Source organism: Falsiroseomonas sp., assembly GCF_051859025.1.
Classification (GTDB): Bacteria; Pseudomonadota; Alphaproteobacteria; order Acetobacterales; family Acetobacteraceae; genus Falsiroseomonas.
This window is the reverse complement of the sequence record NZ_JBHYGL010000001.1, coordinates 913,637-935,641: the sequence shown is the minus strand read 5'-3', so window position 1 is coordinate 935,641 and position 22,005 is coordinate 913,637. Positions and strand designations below refer to the sequence as shown.

Sequence of the window (22,005 nt, the reverse complement as noted above, 5' to 3'; positions counted from 1 at the left end):
CTGGCGGATGCATGCATCTGCCGGCGTCCCCGTCTGATGACGGTCCAGGGGCGTCACGCCCCTGGCGGATGGGGCATGGGGAAGGCAGCGCCTTCCCCATCTCGTCAGCGATGACCCTCCCCCCCGAATTCTCCCTCATCGCCCGCCATTTCCTGCCTTTGGCCGGGGAGGGCGCCCTGAACCTCGGCGACGATGCCGCGCTGCTGACGCCGCCCCCCGGCCGCACCCTGGTGCTGGCCGCCGATGCCATGGTCGCCGGCGTGCATTTCCTGCCGGACGACCCGCCCGCCACCATCGGGCGCAAGCTGCTGCGGGTGAATCTCTCGGACCTCGCCGCGATGGGCGCCACGCCGCTCGGCTACCTCATGACCTGCGGCTTCGCGCGCGGGACCACCGATGACTGGATCGCGGCCTTCGCGCGCGGCCTGGCGCTGGACCAGCGGGAATTCGGGCTTTCCGTGCTGGGGGGCGATACCGTCGTCACGCCGGGGCCGGCGACCTTCTCCCTCACCATCCTCGGTCATGTGGCGCCCGGCCAGGCGCTGCGGCGGCAGGGGGCGCGGCCAGGCGATGATGTCTGGGTGTCCGGCACCATCGGCGATGGCGCGCTCGGCCTGCTGGCGCTGACGGGGCGCCTGCCGCCCGACGACCACCTGGCCAGCCGCTACCGGCTGCCGCGGCCGCGCCTCGCCCTCGGGCAGCGGCTTGCGGGCCTGGTGCATGCGGCCATGGATGTGTCGGACGGGCTGGTGCAGGACCTCGGCCACCTCGCCCGCGCCGCGGCGCTGGGCGCGGTGATCGAGGCCCCTTCCGTGCCGCTCTCCCCCGCCGCCGCCGGCGCGCTCGCCGCCGATCCCACGATGCTGTCCCGCATCCTGGCCGGGGGCGATGACTACGAACTGCTCTTCGCCGCCCCGCCCGGCAACGCCGCCCTCATCCGCGCCGCCGGCATGGAAGCGGGGGTGGCGGTGACGCGGATCGGGTGCTTCATGCAAGGTGAAGGCGTCCGCGTGACGGACGCCACGGGGGGCGAGGTTCCGCTGCCCCGGGGGGGATGGAGCCACTTCTGATGTCGATCGCCACCGCGACGCCCGAGGCGAGGGAGGAATCCCGGATGCGCCGGGATGTCTGGCTGCTGTTCTTCTGCCAGGCGCTGATGAATGCCTCCGTCGTCGGCCAGGTCGCGATGTCGGCGCTGGTGGGCTACAGCTTGGCCTCCGACAAATCCTTCGCCACCCTGCCGATGGGCATCCAGATGGTCGCCACCATGGCGGCCTCGATTCCCGCCGGCATCGTCTTCGCGCGGCTCGGCCGGCGGGCGGGCTTCATGATGGGGGCCATCGCCTCCCTGCTCGGCTGCCTGACCTTCGCGGCGGGCATCTGGCAGCACAGCTTCTGGCTCTATGTCGCGGGCGGGCTGCCGGCGGGCATCGGCTTCGGCATCGCCCAGCACTACCGCTTCGCGGCCAGTGAGGTCGCGAGCCCCGCCTATCGCCCCCGCGCCATCTCCCTGGTCATGACCGGTGGCGTGCTGGCCGCGATCTTCGGGCCGGAACTGGTCAAGCACAGCAAGGACATGGCGCCGCCCTTCCTGTTCCTCGGCACCTACCTCATCCTGGCGCTGCTGCCGGTGGCCTGCATGACGCTGCTGTCCATCGTCCGCCTGCCGCCCGCGCCGCCCCGCCAGGCCAGCCCGACCCCGGTGGGGGAGATCATCCGCCGCCCCGCCTTCATGGCCGCGGCCCTGACCGGCGCGGTCGCCTACGGCACGATGAACCTGGTCATGACCTCCACGCCGCTGGAGATGATGGCCTGCGGCTTCGCGGTGACGGCGAGTGCCACCGTCATCCAGCTTCACGCCGTGTCCATGTTCGCGCCGGGCTTCGTGACGGGGCGCCTCATCAGCCGCTGGGGCGCGCGCCCGATCGTGGCGGTGGGGGCGGTGCTGAACGCGCTCTGCGTCGCCGTCGCGCTGTCCGGCCAGCAATTCTGGCATTTCAGCGGGGCGCTTGTGCTGCTGGGGGTGGGGTGGAACTTCATGTTCGTCGGCGCCACCACGATGCTGGGCGAAGCGCACAGCCCGGCCGAACGGGTGCGCGCGCAGACGGCGAACGACTTCATCGTCTTCGGCACCGTCGCCTGCACCGCGATGGGGTCCGGCGCCGTCCATGCCGGCGCGGGCTGGGATGTGCTGAACCTGCTGCTGCTGCCCGCGCTGGCGGTGGCGCTGATCGTGACGCTGTGGCCCCGTCGGGCCGCAAGGCCCGCCTGAGGAGCAGGGCCGTGAGGCCCGCCTGAGGTGGCCACAGGGGGGCCTAGCGGCCCCCCGTTCTAGCGTGCGGTGGGGGAGGGCGCGCCGACGCTGGTATTGGCCCCGGCGCCGAGGCCCGGGCCCAGGCGGCCGAGATTGCCGAAGAGCTGCTGCAGCAGCGTCCGGTCGTTGCCCGGGGACGGCGTGACGCGGCTGACCACGCGCACGTCCCGCGCATCATCCTGGCCGAGGCGCTTCACTTCGCGGACCGTGCCGCGCCCGTCGAACAGGATGGCGACCACGCGCTGATCCTCCAGCGCCAGGGTGCGGCCGGGGCGCTGACGGGTGACGCCGCTGATGTAGTACCAGGCGCTGTCATCGAAGGTGCCGGTGACGGAGGGCGAGCCGAGCAGGCTTTCCACATCGTTCCGCGAACTGACGCCCGGCGTGATCTGCGCCAGGGTTTCGTCATCCACCTGGTGGCCGCGGATGGTGCGGGGGCTTTCGAACAGGCTCGCCCCAGGCACGCTGGGCATCCAGGCGCAGCCGCCCGTCGCCAGCAGGGCCATGAGGCCGAGGGTAGCGCCGAACCCGCGCGCGGGACGACGCGAAACGTTGACCGGGTGGCGGTGGCGCTCCATGTGGGCGGTATTCCACCCCCGCGCGGCGCGGTCAACGGCCCCGGCCCCCCTCGGGCTGCCGGGGCGCCTGCGGCGCCGGCTTCGGGGATGGCGGATCCGCCAATGGGGGCGGCATCGCGATCGGAGCTTCACATGGGCCTGCTCGGCCTTTTCACGCGGCGGCCGCATGAACGTGCCGGATTCGCGCTGTATGGCGCGGCCGTCGGCGCGGCGCGGCAGCCCGTCTATTTCGACCGGCTGGGCGTGCCGGACACCCTCGATGGGCGGTTCGACCTGGTGTCCTTCCATGTCGCGCTGCTCATCAACCGCCTGCGGCACGATGCCGACGCGCAAGGGCCGAAGCTGGCCCAGGCCGTCTTCGACGCCATGTTCGCCGACATGGACGTGAATCTGCGGGAGATGGGGGTGGGCGACCTCGTCGTCGGCAAGCGCGTCAAGAAGATGTGGGAAGCCTTCCATGGCCGCGCCGCGGCCTATGAGGCCGCCTTCGAATCGGGCGACTGGCCCGCGCTGGCCGAAGCCCTGTCCCGCAACGTCTGGCGGGGGGAGGCGCCCGAAGGCGCGCCCGCCGAACTCGCCGCCCAGGGCGGGCGCATCCGCGCTTCCCTGGCCGACCAGCCGCTGGCCAGGCTGCTGAAGGGGGAGGCGTCCTTCCCGCCCGCCCCGCCGGAATCGGTGCCAGGGGCGGTAGGGGCATGACGGTATCCCCTGAATTCCCCCGGCCCTACCGGCTGGGGAATGAGCCGAAGGCGATGGATCTGGTGGCGACGCCGGCGGAATGCGCCGCACTCGCCCGCCGCTTCGGGATTCCCGGCATCGCGAGCTTCAAGGCGTCCCTGACGCTCGCGGCGGAAACCGGTGGCACGGTGCGCGCCCGTGGCCGCATCCGCGCCAAGGTGACGCAGGAATGCATCGTCACGCTGGACCCGGTGGACCAGCGCGTCGATGCGGCGGTGGACCTCCGCATCCTGCCCGATGGCGTCCCGCCCACGGATGACGACCCCGACAGCCCCGATGAGATCGAGAGCGCGGGCGGCTTCATCGACCTGGGCGAGGCGATGGCCGAGCAGCTCGCCTTGGCGCTCGACCCCTATCCCCGGCACCCCGAAGCCGCGCTTCCGCCGGAACTCGCCGCTTCGGGGCTGGACGCGGAGGCGCCGGCGGCGCAAAGAGCGGCAGAGCCGTTACCGGGGGATTCCCGCCCCAACCCTTTCGCCGCGCTGGCGAGGTTGAAGCGGGAATAAGCCTCGGCGTGCTTGCGCCCTCTCGGTGCCGGTGGTAATGCCGCCGGCCCCACCTACTTTCAGATTGTTGACGAGAAAGGCTCGGCACCATGGCCGTTCCGAAGAAGAAGGTTTCGCCCTCCCGCCGCGGCATGCGCCGTAGCCATGAGGCGCTGACGGCTGTTGCGAGCCTTGAATGCTCCAATTGCGGTGAGCTGAAGCGTCCGCACCATGTCTGCTCCCATTGCGGCCATTACGATGGCCGTGAGGTGATGGCGGCGGACAAGGCCAAGGGCGTCATCCGCGTCTGATCGGGTTGCCGGGCTGATGCCGATGCGGCGAAGGGTCGGATCCTGATGGCGAGGTCGGTTGCGGCCCGCGGTAACGGCGAATTCGCCCTGGCCATCGATGCGATGGGCGGGGACCACGCGCCCGAATCCGTGCTGGATGGTCTGGAACTTGCGGCGGAACGTCATCCGCATGCGCGCTTCCTGCTCGTCGGCGATGAAGCTCGGTTGGGCGCGCTCCTGGCGCGACGGCCCCGGGCGGCGAAGGCGTGCAGCCTCCGCCATGCCCCGGAATCAATCCCCGGCGACATGAAGCCGACGGCGGCGCTGCGCGTCCGCGGTTCCTCCATGCGCGGCGCGATCGATGCTGTCGCAAGCGGCGAAGCCTCCGGCGTCGTCTCCGCCGGCAATACCGGCGCGCTGATGGCGCTGGCCAAGATCGTCGTGAAGACGCTGCCGGAGATCGACCGGCCGGCGCTGGCGGCCATCGGGCCTTCCGCGCGCGGCGATGTCGTCATGCTCGACCTCGGCGCCAATGTTCAGTGCGATGCCCGCAACCTCATCGAATTCGCCGTCATGGGCGATGCCTTCGCCCGCGCGGTGCTGGGGCTGACGGAGCCGACCCTCGGCCTGCTGAATGTGGGGTCCGAAGAACTGAAGGGCGATGAGCGCGTCCGCCAGGCGGCGGAAACGCTGCGGGACAGCCATCTCGGCGCCAATTTCCGCGGTTTCGTCGAAGGCCATGACATCGCGGCCGGCACGGTCGACGTGATCGTCACCGATGGCTTCACCGGCAATGTCGCGCTGAAGACCGGGGAGGGCGCGCTGAAGCTGATGCGCGACCTGCTGCGCCAGGTCTTCACCAGTTCCGTCCCCGCCCGCGTCGGCTACCTGCTGGCGCGGCCCGCGCTGGATCGCCTGCGCGAATGGATGGACCCGCGGCGCTATAATGGCGCGGTGCTGATCGGCCTGAACGGCGTCGTGGTCAAAAGCCATGGCGGCACGGATGGCGTCGGCTTCGCCCATGCCGTCGATGTCGCCATGGACATGGTGACGCACCGCTTCAACGAACGGATCCAGGAGGGGCTGGCGCGCCTCTCGGACACCACGCCGCGCGTCGCGGCCACCCCGCGCTGACACGCGGGCGAGGCAAGAAAACCCGGCCCTGGGAGGGGAACGCGCGATGCGCGCCGTGATCATCGGCACCGGCGGCTACCTGCCGGAACGGGCCGTGACGAATGACCAGCTTGCGGTGGAAAAGGGGCTCGACACCACCGATTCCTGGATCCGCGAACGCACCGGCATCGGCCAGCGCCACTTCGCCGCGGAAGGGGAGACCGCCTCCTCCATGGGTGCCGCCGCCTGCCGGGCTGCGCTCGCCCAGGCCAGCGCCGACGTCGCCGATGTGGACTGCATCATCGTCGCCACGGCCACGCCGGACAGCGCCTTTCCCTCCACCGCCGCCCGTATCCAGGGCGCGCTGGGCGTCACGCGCGGCATGGCCTTCGACGTGGCGGCGGCCTGCACCGGCTTCATCTACGCCCTCGGCATCGCCGATGCGCTGATCCGCACCGGCCAGGCGACCGGCGTGCTGGTGGTCGGCACCGAAATCTATTCCCGCATCCTCGATTGGTCGGACCGCGGCACCTGCGTGCTGTTCGGCGATGGCGCCGGCGCCGTCTTCCTGCGCGCGGGCGACCCCGCGCCGGGCGATGGCCTGCTTTCCACCCACATGCATGCCGATGGCCGGCACGGGGACATCCTGGCCGTCGATGGCGGCGCCGGGTCCACCGGCGGCACCGGCGTGGTGCGCATGGCGGGGCGGGAGGTGTTCAAGCACGCCGTCACCAAGCTGGCCTCCGCGGTGGATGAGGCGCTGGCGGCGAACGGGCTCGACCAATCCGCCGTCGCCTGGCTGGTGCCGCACCAGGCCAATGTCCGGATCATCGAGGCGATGGGCAAGAAACTCGGCCTGCCGCTGGACCGCGTTGTCATCACGGTGGACCGCCACGCCAACACTTCCGCCGCCTCCATCCCGCTGGCGCTGGCGGAGGCGACGCGGGACGGGCGCATCAAGCGGGGCGACCTGGTGCTGATGGAAGCCATCGGCGGCGGGCTGACCTGGGGCGCCGCGCTCGCGCGTTTCTGACCGGAACGGCGCGCAATCAGTGTGTTGCGCGGCTTTCCTGAAGGTTTGCGCTAAGCCGGACACGGCCGCGTGAAACCCCATGGTTGACGGCCCCTGCGGATACCGGTTTTCTTGCGGGATGAATGGCTTGCAGGGGCCTGTTGCGGCATGACGACGATGACCCGCGCCCATCTCGCGGAGGCGATCTACGCCCAGGTCGGGCTCTCCCGTAACGAGAGCGCGGCGCTGCTGGAGACCGTGCTCGAGAAGATGTCGGCGGCGCTGGAGGCCGGCGAGCCGGTGAAGATCTCCGCCTTCGGCTCCTTCGTGGTGCGCCAGAAGGGCAAGCGCGTCGGCCGCAATCCCAAGACGGGGGTGGAGGTGCCGATCCAGCCCCGCAAGGTCCTGGCCTTCCGTCCCTCCCACGTCCTGAAGGCCCGCCTGAATCCTGGCCAGGCCGTCGAAGCCGGTGGCGACGACGAATGAGCGATGAGCAGGTCGATGCCGATGGTCGCGCCAGGCCGCGCAAGGCCCCCACGGCCTTCCGCACCATCAGCGAGGTCGCGGATGACCTGCAGATCCCGCAGCATGTGCTGCGCTTCTGGGAAACCAAGTTCCCCCAGCTCAAGCCGCTGAAGCGCGGCGGCGGGCGGCGCTACTACCGGCCGGAAGACATCGCGCTGCTGAAGCGCGTCAGCGACCTGCTCTACACCCAGGGCTACACCATCAAGGGCGTGCAGCGCCTGCTCCGCGAAGGCGGGATCGAGGAAGCCGGCGGCGCCCCCGAACTCCCCCTCGGCGACCTCGAGGAAGCGGATGCGCCCGAGCCGGTGCGGGAGGCGCTGGATGCGCTGGAACGCCTGGCTCATGAATTGCGGGCCCTGACCGCGCGCCTGTAGGCCGTTTTCGGGGCCCACGCGCCCCGGGGGATCATCGATGAAGGCGCTGCGCAAGCTCAGCCCCGCCCCCGGCCTGTTCCTCTGCGACATCCCCCGCCCGCCGCCGCCCGGCGCGGATGAGGTGCTGGTCCGGGTCGAGGCCGCGGGCATCTGCGGCAGCGACCTGCATATCGAGGATTGGTCGGGCGGCTACGAATTCATCACCGCGTCGATGCCGGTCACGCTCGGCCATGAACTCGCCGGGCGGGTGGTGGAATCCGGCGATCCCGGCCTGCCACCGGGCACGCGGGTGGTGGTCATCCCCTCCGTCACCTGCGGCATCTGTGCCGCCTGCCGGGCGGATGACCGGGATCGCTGCGTGGACCGGCGGGGCATCGGCATGACGCGGGCAGGGGGCTTCGCGCCCTTCGTCCTGGCCCCCGCCCGCAACTGCCTGCCCCTGCCGCCGGGCTTCGACCCTGCCATCGCCGCGCTGACGGAACCGCTGGTGATCGGCGCGCGCGCTGTCTCCGTCGGCGGAGTCGGGCCCGGGGACCGGGTGCTGGTCCTCGGCCCCGGCGCCATCGGCCAGGCCATCGCGCTGATGGCAAGGGAAGCGGGGGCGGCGGAGGTCATGATCGCCGGCCGCGACGATGCCCCGCGATTCGCCGTGCTGGAACGCCTGGGTTTTCACGAATTGCGGGAGGTGGGCGACAAGGGCCTCACCCACCTGGCCGCCGATGGCCGCTTCGACGTGGTGTTCGAGGCGGTGGGCATGCCCACCCTGGTGGCGGAGGCCCTGCCGCTGCTGCGGCGGGAGGGCGTTCTGGTCATCGCCGGCATCCATCCCCGCCCGGCGGCAATCCCGCTCAACACCGTGGTCCGGGAACAGCTGCAACTCCGCGGCACCAACCGCGGCAAGATCGCGGATTGGCGCCGGACGCTGGATTTCGTGCTGCGCCAGGGCGCGGCACTCGCGCCCATGGTCACGCATCGCCTGCCACTGCGCGACGCGCTGGAGGGCTTCGCCATCACCCGCCGCCGCCAGGCCACCAAGGCCATCCTGCTGCCGGAACCCGGCGATGAGTGATCCGGCCTTCCTGGCCCTCTGGAACGACCTCGCCCCGGGGCGGGAGGCTGAATACGAGGAATGGCACGCCCGCGAACATGTGCCGGAACGCGTCGCCGCCCCCGGCTTCCGCGCCGGCCGCCGCTACCGCGACCCCGCGCACCCCACCCATCGCTGGTTCACGCTGTATGAGCTGGAGGGTCTCGACTCGCTCGAGACGCCGGAATACCGCGACCTGCTGGCCAACCCCACGCCCTGGTCCGCCTCCATGCGCCCCGATTTCCGTCACTTCCTGCGCGCCCCCTGCGTGCAGGCTGCGCGCGCCGGACATGGCATGGGCGCCGCGCTGGCCGTGCTGCGGCTGCCGGGCGCCGAGCGGATCGATGTGACGGCCCTCGCCGATGCGCCCGGCCTGGTCGGCGCCCGGATCGGCCTGCGCCCCCCCGAAGACGCGCCGGCGCATCGCCTCGGCACCGGCGGCGCCGGCGCGGCGGAGGATTTCGCCGCCGTGCTGATGCTGGAGGCGCAGGACCGCGGCTCCGCCGCGCGCGCCTTCGCAGCTTCCGCCGCGCAATTCGCCCCGGGCGCTGCCCCCGCTTCCATCGGCGGCGTCTACGACCTGCTCTTCGTCTTCCCCGGCGCCGCTCCCGGCGAACGCGCCGCGCATCGCCGCGCGCACTGGAATCCGCCCGCATGAACGCCACAGATCGCATCCCCTTCGGCGCCACGGGACTGATGATGTCGCGCCTCGGCATCGGCGGCGGTTCCCTGGCCAGCGCGGCCGGGGAGGCGGGGGTGAAGGCCGTGGTGGATGCGGCCTGGGAATCGGGCCTCCGCTACTTCGACACCGCCGCCTATTACGCGGGGGGCGAGAGCGAGCGCCGACTCGGCCCGGCGCTGCAGGGCCGCCCCCGGGATGAATACGTCCTCGGTACCAAGACGGGGCGGTACCTGCTGCCCGATGGCACGGACCGCTTCGACTACAGCGCGGCAGGGACGGAAGCCACGATCCGCACCGCGCTGTCGCGCCTCGGCACCGGGCGACTCGACATCGTCTTCATCCACGATGTGCAGCCCAGCCTGCATGGCGATGCCTATGAGGCCCAGCACGCATTGGCGCTGAAGGGCGCCTTCCCGGTGCTTGCCCGCCTGAAGGCGGAGGGTGTGGTCGGCGCCATCGGGGTGGCCATGCGCGACCCCGTGCCGATCCTCCGCCTGTTGAAGGAGGCACCCTTCGATGCCGTCATGCTCGCCGGCGCCTGCACCCTGCTGCACCAGGAAGCCTGCCAGGCGTTGCTACCGCATTGCGTCGCCACCAACACGCCCGTGCTCTTCGCCGCCCCCTTCGAGACCGGGATCCTCGCCACCGGCGCCACCCCGGCCGCGCGCTACCGCTACAAGCCCGCGCCCTCGGACCTCATGGCCCGCACTGCCGCCATCGAGGCCGTCTGCGCCCGCCATGGCGTCACCATCGCCGCCGCCGCCATCCATTTCCCCCTGCTGTGCCCCGCCGTGAAGGCCGTGGTCGTCGGCCACCAGGCGCCGGCGGAACTCGCGGCGAACCTGGCGCTGCTGGCGGCGGAGCCCCCCGCCGCGCTCTGGTCCGACCTGCTGGCGGAGGGGTTGATCACCGCCATTCCCGCATAGTGTGGCGCCCCGGGGGTTGGCGGCCCCAAACCCCGATGCTATTGCCCCCCTCAGTCGGAGCGTAGCGCAGTCTGGTAGCGCATCAGTCTGGGGGACTGGGGGTCGTGGGTTCGAATCCCGCCGCTCCGACCATCCTGACGCGGTTCAGGAATCACGAAGGCCCGGCGGATCGCTCCGCCGGGCCTTCGTGATTCTGGGCCTTCGTGATTCTGGGCCTTCGTGATTCTGGGCCTTCGTGATGCCGGGGCCGGTGCGGCCGGTTCAGTTGCCGGCGCCACCCTCTCGCGGGATGGCGCGCAGCGTCGCGGGTTGCAGCAGCAGGGCGCTGGCCTCGGCTTCGGATGCCGTCGCCAGCCATTCCGCGAAGCTCCTGAACTCCAGCGCCAGCGCTTCCGCATCCGTGCCGGCGGCGTCGCGCCGCAGCAGGCGCACCACCCGGGCATGTTCGCCGCGGGCCGCCAGGATCAGCGCCAGATTGTGCCGCGCCCGCTGGGGGGCATCGGCCTCGCGCTCCGCCGGCGCCAAGGTGCGCTCGGCCTCCGGCAGCCGCTTCGCCAGCAGCAGGGACACCGCCTGGTTGCTGCGGATCGTCCAGTCATTCGGCGCCACGGTCCGCGCCTGGCGATAGGCTTCCTGCGCGCGGGCCGTGTCGCCTGCCATGTCGAAGGTCAGCGCCAGGCCGGCGGCGGCCCCGGCATGGCGGGGCGCCAGGGCGCGGGCGCCGGCGAAGGCAGCCTCCCCGGCCGCCAGATTGCCGGCGCGCAGATGCATGGTGCCCAGCCGCACCAGCCGTTCCGGAGTCGAGCCATCGATGTCGATGACGCGTTGCAACGCGGCGGAAGCCTCCGCATGGAACCCGGCCGCTTCCGCGGCGTCCGCCAGGCGGGCCTGGGCGAAGCGGTCCTGCGGGCTGGCCTGCGCCGCGGCGCGCAGGGCGTCGATCGGCTGCGGCGCGGGCACGGCGGCGGCCTGGGGGCGCGCTGCCAGCGGGTTGGGCAGGCGCGCGCATCCCGCCACGGCTAAGACGCAGGCCGAGGCCACCAGCAGGGTCCGGGCAAGGCCGCGGAGGCGCTGCGGCGATGCGGGGGAGGGATGGCGCATGGACAGGGGGAGGGCTCCGTCGCTGGGTGCCGCGGCGCGGCGGAACCCGCTTGCCGCCGGACCTTGCCGTGGGGTGTTGCGCATCACAAGCCCCGAGATGGGCGTGCCGGAAGGCGGGGCGGACCGCGGCGCCGTCACTGCACGATCCTGAGGTTGGTGAGTTCGTTGGCGATCAGCTGGAAGGTCGGCCGCAGCTGGTCCGGCGTGCTCACCAGGTAGTAGTTCGCCGGCGCCGTCGCGCAGTTCTGGTACAGGTTGCGCGTGGCCGTGCTGACCGCGCCCGTGGTGTTCACCACCATCGTGTAGATCGTGATGCCGTTGTTCTTGATGGTGGTGCAGAGCGCGGCGAGGCGATTGTTCAACTCCGTCGTCGCGGCCGAGGCGCTGGTGATGGTGCTGCCCAGCCGCCGGTCGCCGAGCCGCCCATACCCCGTATAGTCGGCATTGCCCGAGATCACCGGGCCGCCCGTGGCCGTCACCACGCTGCTGGTCTGGGAGGAGGAGGGGCAGGCCACCGGATGCACCGGCATGGCAGGCCCCGGCGCCGCGAAGCCAGCACCGGCATTCGGGAAGGAGTTGGTGTTGACCGAGGTGATGGTGCAGTCGCCGGGATAGCCGTTCGGCGAATCGAACCAGTTCTGGTCGCCATCCGTCATCATCACGATGACCTTGCGCATGAACTGCGTGTTGTAGGCCAGCGGCAGCGACGTCGCCTGCCCATCCGGCGCGGGGCCGAGGTTCCAGGTCGCGCGCCAGCGCGGGCTCAGCGTCCACCAGCCCGCCAGCAGGCCGAGATTGCCCATGGTGCCGCCGCGGTTGGTGGCGCGCATGGATTGGATCGTGTCCAGCACGGCGGTCTTGCTGGTGGACAGCGGCAGAACGGGGGTGGATGGGCAGCCGGAATTGGGGCCGACCTGGTAGTTGCCGCGCCAGGGGAACCAGGCTTCCGTGATCGCATCCGTGCCCGTCGTCGTCGCGTTCCACAGCCGCCGCGCCCAGTCATTGTCCCCCGGCACGCGGTTGCCGTTGCGCGTGTACACGCCGAGCGTGGAGGGCCAGTAGAAGGGGCGGAACGGATGCTCCGCCGGCGTGTAGTCGTTGCGGTCGCCATCCGTCGGCGCGCCGGCGTAGCCGACCCGCGCCTCCACGCAGCCCCACCAGGTGGTCGGGCTGAAATTCGCGGCCAGGGTCGCGCGGGATGTCGCATCCAGCCAGGCGGTGCGCGTCGGGCCGAGATTCACCGTGGTGGTGTAGGGCACGACGGAGACATAGAGGTTTCGCTGCGTCTCGTTGTTGCCGAAGACGATGTTCACGAGGTCCGCCGCCGCGACCCGCATCAGGTCCGCGTTGTTGTTGACGGCGGAGATCACCTGGTTCGACGCGCGCGGGATGGTGGTGATCGCGCAATTCGTCGTGGTGCGGTTCGACGGCAGCGTGCAGTTCGTGTCCATCGACCCCGTGATGTCGAGGACGAGCGCCAGTTCCAGCCCCGTATTCGCCCGCTGCGCGCGGGCGGTGCCGCGCATGGTGAAGGTGCTGATCCCGATCACCTGGGCGAAGGTCGTCGGCATCTGCGCGCTGGCCGTGACCTGGAAGGTCAGCTGGTCCACCGCCGTCAGCGTTTCCAGCCGCACGCTGGAATCGAGGAAGCTCCTCCAGGACTGGGTCAGGCCCGATGCCGCGGTCCAGCCGGACTGCTTCACCGACATGTTGGCCCAGAACAGGGAGGAGACTTCATTGTTCCGGGTCGCGGCGGCCAGGCCGATGTTGCGCGCGCCGGCCAGCGCCGCGGCATCCAGCGCCGCCGTCATGCGCGAATAGACCAGCCAGGCGCGCATGCCATCGACGGCGACGGCGACGAAGCCGGTCAGCGGCACCATCATCAGCCCGACCATCACCGCCAGGGTGGCGCGGCGGTCGGCCAGGATAAGGCGGCGAAGGCGTCGCAGGGCCGCGATCATGCCGGGCAGTTCCCGGTCAGCGTGGCGAGCGTGCCGGTGCGTGGGCGCACCAGCGCGAAGGTGCGGATCGGCCCTGGATCCGGCACGGTGAAGCCCAGGAAGCTCGTGATGGTCGCCAGCCGGACCAGGGTCTGCCAGGGCCGCGTGCCGTTGATGACCTCCACCACCACCAGCGTCTGGCCGTTCGGCACCACCAGGTTGTTCGGCAGGGTGGTGCTGCCGGCGATGGTCGCGGGCAGGGTCGCGTCGCCCCGGCTGCAGGACCAGGCCACGCTGTTGCCGGACCCTGTATTCCTCACCACGCTGATCAAGGTGCGCGCGCGCGAACTGGCATTGCCGGTCGCCGAATTGGCCATGATGGGGGATGCGATGCTGTTCGCGGCGTCGAACAGCTGGCTGATGTTCGCCGAGGCGATGGTCTCGTATTGCGAGGTGATGTTGGCGATTTCCATGGCCGTCCGATCCAGCCGGTACCAGGTGCGCATGTAGAGCAGCGCCTCCGCCACGCCCACGAACAGCACCAGCAGCGCCGGCAGCATGAGCGCGAATTCCAGCGACGCGATGCCCGCGCGCCCGTCATCGCGCCGCATAGGGCTCGTTGCGGGCGACGACGCTGGTGGAATGCCGGAACAGCCCGTTCGGCACCAGGCTGCGGCCGACCGGCGTCAGCGCCGTGGATTGATAGACGATCCTGAACCGCACGATCTGCCCCGCGGTGCCGAGGCCCGGCGTCGGCACCGTCATCGATCCCACGGAGGCGAAGGATTCCGCCGTCACCGTCAGGTTGGAGGCGACGATCGGCATCCCCGAGGATTGCGCGACCACGCGCGCCACGTATTGCGAACTGGTCAGCCCCGATGGCGCGGTCTGCCCCGTGGCCGCCCAGCGCGCGGCCACCCGCGTGCCATGGTCCAGCCCCGCCCCGATGGCGAGCTGCCAGGCGATCTCCATCGTCATGGTGATCAGCGTCAGGAACACCGGCGTCAGCAGCGCGAATTCCAGCGCATAGGCGCCCCGGTTGTCGAGCCGCCCGAAGATCCGGCGGATCAGCCCTACCATGACCGCAGCACCTGCAGGATGGCCGGCCCGCCGACGATCAGGAACAGCGTCGGCAGGATGAAGACGATCATCGGCACCGTCAGCAGCACCGGCAGCCGCGCGGCCCGCGCCTCGAACCGCGTCAGCTGCTCGCCGCGCATCTCCGTGGACAGGGTGCGCAGCGCCACCGTGATGGGCGTGCCGAATTGCAGCGACTGCGCCAGCATGACGGCGACGCGCCGCATCACATCCAGCCGCGTGCGTTCCGCCATGTTCATCAGCGCCGCGCGCCGGTCGGCCAGGATGCGAAGCTCGCTGCCGCACAGCGACAACTCGGCCGCGATGGAGCGGTTGGCGGGCGCGATCTCGACAGACACGCGGTCGATCGCGCCTTCCAGCGAAAGCCCCGCTTCGGCGCAGATCACCATCAGGTCCAGCGCATCCGGCAGGCCGAGCTCCAGCTCCTTCAGGTAGCGCTTGCGCAGCCGCTTGGCGACGAGGTCGGGGATCAGCATCCCCGCCACCGCGGCCATCGCCAGCAGCATGCCCTTGGTGGGCTGCTGCACCTCCGCCACCGTCACCAGGACGAAGGTGAGGAGCGGCACGGCCACGAGCATCACGAGCTTGGCGCCGAGGAACACCGGCAGCGCGCCGCTGCTGCGGAAGCCCGCGGCGGACAGCGTCTGTTCCAGATCCGCCACCGTGCGGGGGGACAGCACGCCCGCCTTCGTCAGCGCGGTGCCGAGCCGCGCGAAACCCTGCAGCACCGCGCGCTTCAGCGACCACGGCACCGCCACCTGGTCCACGCCGACGCTGCGCTGCACCGTCAGCAGCCGCGTCGCCACGCGCTGTTCCGCCCGCAGCGTGCGCGCCAGCACCAGGCCCACCAGGGCCAGCACCATGCCCGTCAGCAGCATGACAACGGCAAGTTGCTGCGTCATGACGCCATGGCCTTCATGACAGGGACTTCTTGATGATGCCCTGCATGCTCAGGATACCGAACAGCAGCATGCCGATGGCCAGCGCCAGGATGCGCTGCCCGCTTTCGTCATTGATCAGCACGGCGGCGTAGGACGGGTTCAGCAGCGCGATCAGCCCGCCCGCCCCGAAGGGCAGCCCGGCCAGGATGGCGGCGGAAGTCCGCGCCTCCGACGCCAGCGCCAGGCCGCGGGCCCGCAGCGCGACGCGCTTGCGCACCACATCGGCCAGGTTCTCCAGCGTCTCCGACAGCCCGCCGCCGGTCTGCGCCTGCAGCGACATGGCGGTGGAGAAGAAGCGGTATTCCGGCACGCCGTTCTTCAGCGCCGTCTCCTCCAGCGCCCGGTCGAAGGGCATGCCGATGGAAAGCCGGTCGGCGATCTTGCGGAATTCCTCCGCCGTCGGCATCGGCGCTTCCTTGGCGACGGTGCGCATCGCCTCCGTCGCGGGGATGCCGATGCGAGTCGCGCGGATCACCAGGCCGAGCGCATCCGGCAGCTGGATGAACAGCCGCCGGCGGTGCTGTTCGTGGAAACGGCCGAACATGACCCGCGCGACGACCAGCCAGGCGACCGGCGTCGCCAGCACGATCGCATCGCCTGCAATCACCCCCACCATGCCGAGCCCGAGCCGCGCCGCGACCAGCGACAGCACCAGCACCAGCCACCAGGGCAGGGGATAGTGGTGGCGCAGTTCGGGCGCGATCCCGAACAGCGCCGCGATCTTCGGCATCAGCGGCGACCGCGACATGGTCTGTGCCAGGCCGGGCCGCACGGCGCGCACGGTGACGTTCTGCAGATAGGGCGACACCACGCCGGCGATCCGCGCCTGGCGCTTCTCGGCCCGGCCGAGCGCGGACAGCCCCAGCACCACGCCGATCGCCAGCGCGGCGAAGAGAACCCCGCCAACCAGGACCAGCGTTGCGGGACTCATCGCTCGGGCTCGTCGAAGGCGGCCTGCCAGGCGCGTTCCAGCCCGAAATAGGCCAGGCGCTGGGAGAAGGAGGGACGCGCCCGGTTGACGCGCCAGCGGACCTTCAGCTTGCCGTCCGCATCCTCGCCCTCATGCTCCGCCAGGAAGATGTCATTGAGGGTGAAGACCTCGCCCTCCATCCCCACCAGCTCCGTCACCTGCGTCACCCGGCGGACGCCGTCGCGCTGGCGTTCCACCTGCACGATGATGTCGACGGCGCTGGCGATCTGCGTGCGCACGGCGCGCGTCGGCAGGCCGAAATTGCCCATCGTCACCATGTTCTCGATACGGATGAGCGCATCGCGGGACGTGTTGGCGTGGATCGTGCTCATGCTGCCGTCATGGCCGGTGTTCATGGCCTGGAGCATGTCGAAGGCTTCCGCGCCGCGGCACTCGCCGAGGATGATGCGGTCGGGCCGCATGCGCAGCGCGTTGCGGACCAGGTCGCGCTGGTTGATCTCGCCGCGCCCTTCCAGCGAGGAAGGGCGTGTTTCCAGGCGCACGACATGCGGCTGCTGCAATTGCAGCTCCGCCGCGTCCTCCACCGTGATGACACGCTCGCCCACATCGATCAGGCGGCTCATCGCGTTCAGCAGCGTCGTCTTGCCCGAACCCGTGCCGCCGGAAATGATGACGTTCAGCCGGCATTGCGACGCGATCTGCAGCACCCGCGCCATCTGGCGCGGGATCGACCCGTTCTCCACCAGCCGGTCGAAGTCGATCAGCTTGCGGGAGAATTTACGAATCGACAGGCACGGCCCGTCGAGGGCCAGCGGCGGGAAGACGATGTTGATGCGGCTGCCGTCCTGGAGCCGCGCATCCACCATCGGGCTGCTTTCATCCACCCGCCGTCCCACCGCGGCGGCGATGCGCTGCGCGATGTTCGCCAGGTGCTGCGAGTCGCGGAACCGCACGCCGGAAAGCGTGACCTTGCCGCGCTGCTCGATGAACACCTTGTCCGGGCCATTCACCATGATGTCGGTCACGGTGTCGTCGTCCAGCAGCGGCTCCAGCGGGCCGAGGCCCAGCATGTCATCCACCAGCTCCAGCGCCAGCTGGCGCTGTTCGCGCGCATTCAGCTGGCGGCGCTGCTCGGTCGCGATCTCCGCCAGCAGGCGCTCCACCTCCGCCGCCAGCCGCTCATGCGGCATGTCCGCGACCATGGCGGGATCGACGCGCTGGAGGCAGAGCGTGCGCAGTTCCGCCATCACCGGATTGGCGCCGGACGTCGCCGCCTGGCGCGGCCGCGGTGCGAAGGCGGAAGGCGATGCCGACGCCGGCGCGGCCGGCGGCGGCGCCAGGGCGGGCACCGGCGCCGGCGCCGAATCGCTGCGGCGGCGGCCGAAGCTCGGCGTGGCGAAGCCGCTCATTTCCGGAACATCTTCCGCAGCCTGGCGATGCGGCTGCCGAGGCCGGGCGGCGGCGCGGAGGCCGCGCCGCAGGCCACGGCGACGCGCGCGATGCCATCCCGGAAGGCACCTTCCACCGGCTGGCCGAGGGTCGCCGCTTCCTCGACCTTGCGGGCCTGGTCGGGGATGACGACGTCCGGTTCCTGCTTCATCACCTCGGTGATCTTGGCGGTGGGCAGGCCGCCCGCACGGCCGGCGCGATTGAGCACGAGGAGAGGCCGGCTCGCCTGGCCGCTGCCGGGGGGCAGCATCAGCAGCCGCAGCGCATCCCGCACGCAGGCCAAAGTGGGTTCCATGACGATGACGCGCTGCTGCGCGATGTCCAGCAGCTCATGCCCGAAGCCCGCGGGCTGGAAAGGCACGTCGGCGACGATGAAGTTGTAGCGGCGCCGCGCCAGGCTGATCAGCCGGTCCGCCGCGCCGGTCGTGTAGTTCACCGGGGCGTTCAGCTGTTCCTCCGCCGCCAGCACATGCAGCCGGTCGTTCACCGCATGGGCGGTGCGTTCGACGAACAGCTCATCCACCCGGGCCGGCTGTTCCAGCGCGGTGCGCAACCCGCCGCCGGCTTCGGCGGCCAGCATCAGCGCCAGCGTGCCGCGCTGCGTGTCCGCATCCAGCGCCAGGCTGTGTCGCTTCGCGACATTGGCGAGGTACCAGGCCAGGTTCCCCGCGATGGCGGAGGCACCGACGCCGCCCCGCGCGCCGGTGATGGTCAGCAGCCTGCCGCCGCGCACCTGGCGTTCCTGCCGCTTGCGGGCGACGACGGCGCCGAAATTCTCCGCGATCAGCGCCGCCGTCAGCGGCTTGTACATGTAGTCCGCGACGCCGACGTTGCGCGTGATGTGGCGGTAGAAGCCGAGGTCGGTGCGGTCGCCGATCACCAGCACGCGGACATCGGGTTCCACCACCTCCGACAGATCCTCCAGCGCCGCGAAGGGCTGGGGATGGCCGGTCAGATCCACCAGCAGCGTCCAGGGCGTGGGCGTGGTGCGCAGCATGGCGATGGCGGCGTTGATGTCGCCGCGCCGGAATTCAGAACCCGGCGGCGCCAGGTCCATGAAGCCTTCCCGCAGCGTCGCTTCCGTCGCGGCATCGGTCGCGAAGCAGATCAGCTGCTTGCGATCGGTGCGGAAGGAAGCGGCGGTTTCCTCACCCGCCTCCGCCGCCAGCTTGTCGAAGGCGTTCACTGCGCGCCGCCGATGCCCGAGGCGCCTGCCATGCCCTGGGTGGTGGTGGAGGAAGGCAGGTTGCGCACGCGGTCCTGCAGCAGCCGCTGCACCGCGGCGGTCGCCGTCTCCCCCATCGCGTCCGGCGCGGCCTGGCCCTGGGTGTAGTCCGTGGGCGTGGCCAGCATCTGGATGAGGTTCGCCTCATTGGCGCCGTTCGGGCGCCAGTTCCCCTCCCGCGAATAGGGATCGATGCTGCTGCCGGTGCAGCCGGCCAGCAGCAGCGCGGCGCCGAGGATGGTGGTGCGGATCGTGCTCATGGCATCGAGAACCCGGCCATGCCCGGCAGCCTTGGCGGCCCGCCGCGCGGCGATCCCAATTGGCGCCCCAGCAGCCCGCGATCGATGTCATCGGCCTGCAACTGCCGGTCCGTCGGCGCCCGCAGCGCGTTCGGGTCCGTCGTACCCCGCACGATGTAGGGCGTGATGATGATGACCAGCTCGGTCTCGTTCCGCTGGAAGCTGTCGGACCGGAACAGTTGGCCGATGATCGGCAATTCGCCGATTCCCGGCAGCGCGCGGCCCGTGCTGGTGGAGGCATCGGTCAGCAGCCCCGCGATGGCGAAGGACTGCCCGCTGCCGAGTTCCACCGTCGTCTCCGCCCGCCGCACGGTCAGCGCGGGGATCTGGATGGAGGCATTGCCGCTGGAAAGCCGCACCGCGCCCTGTTCCGTCAATTCGCTGACTTCCGGCCGCACGCGCAGGCTGATGCGGTTCGGCGCCAGCACCGTCGGCACGAAGGCGAGCCCGACGCCGTATTCCTTGAACTGGATGGTGATGTTGCCGTCGCGCAGCCCGACCGGGATGGGGAATTCGCCGCCGGCCAGGAAGCTCGCGGTCTCGCCGCTCATCGCCGTCAGGTTCGGCTCCGCCAGCAGGCGGATCAGCCGGTCCCGCGCCAGCAGATCGATCAGCGCATTCACGTCGGGCGTGCCGCTATAGGCGGCGGCGAGGCGGGACGGGGAGTTGATGGCACTCGTCAGCAGGTTCTGCGTCGTCAGGTTGAGCGAGAAGCGGCCGACATTGCCGATATTCTGCCAGTCGATGCCGATGGCGCGCGCCACCTCGCGCGACACCTCGGCGATGCGCACGCGCAGATTGACCTGAACCTGGCCCAGAACGACCAGGCGGTTGTCCAGCGTCTGCCCCTCCGCCAGATGGCCGCGGGCGATGGCGACGGCCTGCTCGGCCTCGGCGGGGGTGTTCACCTCCCCCATCAGCGCCAAGCCGCCGGGGCGCATCTCGATCCGCGCATTGCGGCTCGGCATCACGCGGGACAGCACGGATTGCGCCTCGGGCGCCGTGAAGGCGGTGGGGCGCACCGTCACCTCATGCTGCGCCACCACCGTGCCATCCGAATCCAGCGCGGCGACCGTTGTGCGGCCCGGCGCGACGCCGAAGACGAAGAGGGAGGTCGGGCTCGCTGGCCGCACCTCCGCCACCCGCGGATCGGCCGCGAAGACGGAAGCGACGGGGCGGGAGGTCTGCACCACGCGGCCGGAACCGGCGCTGAGGGCCAGCGGCGCGCCGCCCTGCAACACCGTGCCGCCCGGGGCGATGCCGGGCGTCGCGGTCGGGCGCTGCGGTTGGGGTTGCGCCTGCTGGGGCTGGCCGGGCGCCAGCGACTGCGCCGGCGCAAGCGCCGGCATGAGCAGGCCCACGGCCGCCAGGAAGGGCAGCAGCAAGGCAGGAAGCCGGCGGCGAAGGGCGGGGGTCAGAACCGGAACTCCTCACGACGATTCCCGCCCAGATGGACCTGGATGGGCCGCGGATTCGTGACTGTTCCGGGGGCGGCACGCAACGCCGGAGACACGTCGCCCCCCCAGGTCACGCTATCCGTCTCCTGCACCGCATCGCCTTCGCGGTCGGCGCTGGCGCGGATCGTCAGGCTGAGCCGGCCGAGGCGCGCGGCGACGGCCAGGCGTTCCGCCGCATGGGGCGCCACTTCCAGCGTCACGGTGCGGACCTGGCGGTTGGCCTCCGGCCCATCGCCCACGGCGCCCTGCACGATCGCCTGGTCGATGGCGATGACGCGGCTGTCGATCAGCACGGTCTGGCCGGCGATGCGGCGTTCCAGCGGCACCGTCTCGTCCCCGATCGTCTGGGTCAGCACCACATCCACGCGGTCCCCCGGCCAGATCAGGCCGGAAATGCCGCTGATGGCGTCCACGCCGATGGAGGCCGCGCGCATGCCCGGCGCCAGCAGGGCGGCCAGGAAGCCGCGGTCGCCGGGGCGCAGGAAATCCTCCGCCATGAAGGGGCTGCCCTGGCCGACCGGGCGCAGCGCCATCTGGCCCACCAGCTCCGCCCGCGATTGCGGCGTATCCCGCCGCGCCTCCGGCGGCACCGTCGCGACATCGAGCTCGACGGAGGTGATGTCATCCGGCCGCAGCAGGGACCCCGCGCGGATCGGGCGCGCGGCGGACAGGTAGCTGCCGCGCACGGGGGCGGCGACCATCTCCTGCGGCGTCGGCGCGGGGCGCAGGCCGATCCAGGCCACGCCGAGGAAGCCGACCAGGCCCAGGATCAGCACGGAGAACAGGGTGAAGCGGAGGACCATGGGACTACCTCAGCCGGCCAGCGTCAGAAGGACGCCGCCGCAGATCGCGACCCCGTAGGGCAGGGGACCGCCGCGCCGCAGGCGCCAGATTTCCGCGCGCCAGGCGCGGGCGGGGAGGGAGGCGGCGCGCGGCGGAATCGGCAGGGGGCGCCGGCCCCGGAAGGCCAGGTAGAACAGCGACAGCGCGCCACCCGCCAGCGCGATCGCGACCATCATGTCGGCGACCGAACCGGGCGCCGGCAGCAGCGCGCAGGCCGCCAGCAGCTTCACATCGCCCCCGCCCATGACGTGGTAGCGCCAGGCGATGACGGCGAGGGCGAAGACCAGGACGAAGGCAAGAAGCCCCCAGGCGAGGTCGCCCTCTGCGGCGCGCAGCGCCAGGCCAAGCAGGGCGACGAAGGCGGGGATGGCATTCGGGATGGTCCGCGCCACGACATCGTGCAGCGCCGCGGCAATCAGGGCGAGGGCGGCGAGCGGTGCGACGACGTCCATCATGGACATGGAATCTGTTCCGGAATCCGGCGGCGTGCGGGGATCGCTACCCCGCCGCGCCTGGCGGCGCGGCGGGGAAGGGGCAGCCGTTCAGAGCGTCAGCTTGGCGACGACGCTGGTGAAGAAGGTGCCGAGGCCGGTGCCG

25 protein-coding genes and 1 tRNA gene are annotated in these 22,005 nt (G+C 71.2%); 13 read left to right on the top strand and 13 right to left on the bottom strand.

Features of this window, described 5'->3' with window-relative positions; translation table 11 throughout:
- Positions 1 to 110: 110 nt before the first annotated feature.
- Both thiL and ACTIE5_RS04575 read left to right on the top strand, forming a co-directional pair.
- The gene (thiL, locus tag ACTIE5_RS04580) at positions 111 to 1,070 is read left to right on the top strand and encodes a thiamine-phosphate kinase (protein WP_439548505.1); all 960 of its coding nucleotides are present in this window, start codon (positions 111 to 113) and stop codon (positions 1,068 to 1,070) included.
- The gene (locus ACTIE5_RS04575) at positions 1,070 to 2,272 is read left to right on the top strand and encodes an MFS transporter (protein WP_439548504.1); all 1,203 of its coding nucleotides are present in this window, start codon (positions 1,070 to 1,072) and stop codon (positions 2,270 to 2,272) included. Before thiL ends, ACTIE5_RS04575 begins: the two co-directional genes overlap by 1 nt.
- Positions 2,273 to 2,331: 59 nt before the next feature.
- On the opposite strand, the gene ACTIE5_RS04570 is transcribed toward ACTIE5_RS04575, so the two are convergent.
- Positions 2,332 to 2,892, bottom strand: a complete 561-nt coding sequence (locus ACTIE5_RS04570) for an outer membrane protein assembly factor BamE (protein WP_439548503.1) — start codon at positions 2,890 to 2,892, stop codon at positions 2,332 to 2,334.
- 132 nt (positions 2,893 to 3,024) lie between these two features.
- Between ACTIE5_RS04570 and ACTIE5_RS04565 the strand changes: the two genes are divergently transcribed.
- From ACTIE5_RS04565 to ACTIE5_RS04515, 11 genes are all read left to right on the top strand, one after another.
- Positions 3,025 to 3,591, top strand: coding sequence for a ubiquinol-cytochrome C chaperone family protein (locus tag ACTIE5_RS04565; RefSeq protein WP_439548502.1), 567 nt, complete (start codon positions 3,025 to 3,027; stop codon positions 3,589 to 3,591).
- Complete coding sequence (locus ACTIE5_RS04560) at positions 3,588 to 4,136, top strand: YceD family protein (protein WP_439548501.1); 549 nt, start codon at positions 3,588 to 3,590, stop codon at positions 4,134 to 4,136. Before ACTIE5_RS04565 ends, ACTIE5_RS04560 begins: the two co-directional genes overlap by 4 nt.
- 89 nt (positions 4,137 to 4,225) lie before the next feature.
- On the top strand, positions 4,226 to 4,426 hold the full coding sequence (gene rpmF / locus ACTIE5_RS04555) for a 50S ribosomal protein L32 (protein WP_092960083.1): 201 nt from the start codon (positions 4,226 to 4,228) through the stop codon (positions 4,424 to 4,426).
- 45 nt (positions 4,427 to 4,471) lie between these two features.
- Positions 4,472 to 5,539 carry a phosphate acyltransferase PlsX gene (gene plsX, locus ACTIE5_RS04550; RefSeq protein WP_439548500.1) on the top strand — a complete coding sequence of 356 codons (1,068 nt, stop codon included), beginning with the start codon at positions 4,472 to 4,474 and terminating at the stop codon, positions 5,537 to 5,539.
- 46 nt (positions 5,540 to 5,585) lie between these two features.
- Positions 5,586 to 6,551: a beta-ketoacyl-ACP synthase III gene (locus ACTIE5_RS04545; RefSeq protein ID WP_439548499.1), complete on the top strand. Its 966-nt coding sequence runs from the start codon at positions 5,586 to 5,588 to the stop codon at positions 6,549 to 6,551.
- Positions 6,552 to 6,698: 147 nt separating this feature from the next.
- Positions 6,699 to 7,016 carry an integration host factor subunit alpha gene (locus ACTIE5_RS04540; protein WP_439548498.1) on the top strand — a complete coding sequence of 106 codons (318 nt, stop codon included), beginning with the start codon at positions 6,699 to 6,701 and terminating at the stop codon, positions 7,014 to 7,016.
- Entirely contained in the window at positions 7,013 to 7,429 is a 417-nt protein-coding gene (locus tag ACTIE5_RS04535; protein ID WP_439548497.1) for a MerR family transcriptional regulator, read from the top strand. The genes ACTIE5_RS04540 and ACTIE5_RS04535 overlap by 4 nt, the downstream gene beginning before the upstream one ends.
- A 37-nt stretch (positions 7,430 to 7,466) precedes the next feature.
- Positions 7,467 to 8,498 carry a zinc-dependent alcohol dehydrogenase gene (locus tag ACTIE5_RS04530; RefSeq protein ID WP_439548496.1) on the top strand — a complete coding sequence of 344 codons (1,032 nt, stop codon included), beginning with the start codon at positions 7,467 to 7,469 and terminating at the stop codon, positions 8,496 to 8,498.
- Positions 8,491 to 9,174 carry a hypothetical protein gene (locus ACTIE5_RS04525; RefSeq protein ID WP_439548495.1) on the top strand — a complete coding sequence of 228 codons (684 nt, stop codon included), beginning with the start codon at positions 8,491 to 8,493 and terminating at the stop codon, positions 9,172 to 9,174. Before ACTIE5_RS04530 ends, ACTIE5_RS04525 begins: the two co-directional genes overlap by 8 nt.
- Positions 9,171 to 10,124, top strand: a complete 954-nt coding sequence (locus ACTIE5_RS04520; protein WP_439548494.1) for an aldo/keto reductase — start codon at positions 9,171 to 9,173, stop codon at positions 10,122 to 10,124. Before ACTIE5_RS04525 ends, ACTIE5_RS04520 begins: the two co-directional genes overlap by 4 nt.
- A gap of 55 nt (positions 10,125 to 10,179) precedes the next feature.
- Positions 10,180 to 10,256 (top strand) — tRNA-Pro (locus ACTIE5_RS04515).
- A gap of 129 nt (positions 10,257 to 10,385) precedes the next feature.
- Here the strand turns inward: ACTIE5_RS04515 and ACTIE5_RS04510 are convergent.
- The 12 genes from ACTIE5_RS04510 to ACTIE5_RS04455 all read right to left on the bottom strand — a co-directional run bounded on the left by ACTIE5_RS04510 (position 10,386) and on the right by ACTIE5_RS04455 (position 21,869).
- Positions 10,386 to 11,225 (bottom strand): hypothetical protein, encoded by an 840-nt coding sequence (locus ACTIE5_RS04510; protein WP_439548493.1) that lies wholly within the window; start codon positions 11,223 to 11,225, stop codon positions 10,386 to 10,388.
- A 134-nt stretch (positions 11,226 to 11,359) separates the two neighbouring features.
- A complete protein-coding gene (locus tag ACTIE5_RS04505) occupies positions 11,360 to 13,186 on the bottom strand; it encodes a pilus assembly protein TadG-related protein (RefSeq protein ID WP_439548492.1) in 1,827 nt (608 codons plus the stop codon).
- Entirely contained in the window at positions 13,183 to 13,776 is a 594-nt protein-coding gene (locus ACTIE5_RS04500; protein WP_439548491.1) for a TadE/TadG family type IV pilus assembly protein, read from the bottom strand. The genes ACTIE5_RS04505 and ACTIE5_RS04500 overlap by 4 nt, the downstream gene beginning before the upstream one ends.
- On the bottom strand, positions 13,763 to 14,245 hold the full coding sequence (locus ACTIE5_RS04495; RefSeq protein WP_439548490.1) for a TadE/TadG family type IV pilus assembly protein: 483 nt from the start codon (positions 14,243 to 14,245) through the stop codon (positions 13,763 to 13,765). The genes ACTIE5_RS04500 and ACTIE5_RS04495 overlap by 14 nt, the downstream gene beginning before the upstream one ends.
- Positions 14,239 to 15,165, bottom strand: coding sequence for a type II secretion system F family protein (locus ACTIE5_RS04490; RefSeq protein WP_439548489.1), 927 nt, complete (start codon positions 15,163 to 15,165; stop codon positions 14,239 to 14,241). The genes ACTIE5_RS04495 and ACTIE5_RS04490 overlap by 7 nt, the downstream gene beginning before the upstream one ends.
- 13 nt (positions 15,166 to 15,178) lie before the next feature.
- Positions 15,179 to 16,135, bottom strand: coding sequence for a type II secretion system F family protein (locus tag ACTIE5_RS04485; RefSeq protein WP_439548488.1), 957 nt, complete (start codon positions 16,133 to 16,135; stop codon positions 15,179 to 15,181).
- Complete coding sequence (locus ACTIE5_RS04480) at positions 16,132 to 17,544, bottom strand: CpaF family protein (RefSeq protein ID WP_439548487.1); 1,413 nt, start codon at positions 17,542 to 17,544, stop codon at positions 16,132 to 16,134. Before ACTIE5_RS04480 ends, ACTIE5_RS04485 begins: the two co-directional genes overlap by 4 nt.
- Positions 17,541 to 18,770, bottom strand: a complete 1,230-nt coding sequence (locus tag ACTIE5_RS04475; RefSeq protein WP_439548486.1) for an AAA family ATPase — start codon at positions 18,768 to 18,770, stop codon at positions 17,541 to 17,543. Before ACTIE5_RS04475 ends, ACTIE5_RS04480 begins: the two co-directional genes overlap by 4 nt.
- Positions 18,767 to 19,069, bottom strand: coding sequence for a hypothetical protein (locus tag ACTIE5_RS04470; RefSeq protein WP_439548485.1), 303 nt, complete (start codon positions 19,067 to 19,069; stop codon positions 18,767 to 18,769). The genes ACTIE5_RS04475 and ACTIE5_RS04470 overlap by 4 nt, the downstream gene beginning before the upstream one ends.
- Positions 19,066 to 20,493: a type II and III secretion system protein family protein gene (locus ACTIE5_RS04465; protein WP_439548484.1), complete on the bottom strand. Its 1,428-nt coding sequence runs from the start codon at positions 20,491 to 20,493 to the stop codon at positions 19,066 to 19,068. Before ACTIE5_RS04465 ends, ACTIE5_RS04470 begins: the two co-directional genes overlap by 4 nt.
- Before the next feature lie 29 nt (positions 20,494 to 20,522).
- Positions 20,523 to 21,368, bottom strand: a complete 846-nt coding sequence (gene cpaB, locus ACTIE5_RS04460; RefSeq protein ID WP_439548483.1) for a Flp pilus assembly protein CpaB — start codon at positions 21,366 to 21,368, stop codon at positions 20,523 to 20,525.
- Positions 21,369 to 21,377: 9 nt separating this feature from the next.
- Positions 21,378 to 21,869, bottom strand: a complete 492-nt coding sequence (locus ACTIE5_RS04455; protein WP_439548482.1) for a prepilin peptidase — start codon at positions 21,867 to 21,869, stop codon at positions 21,378 to 21,380.
- Positions 21,870 to 22,005 lie beyond the last annotated feature (136 nt).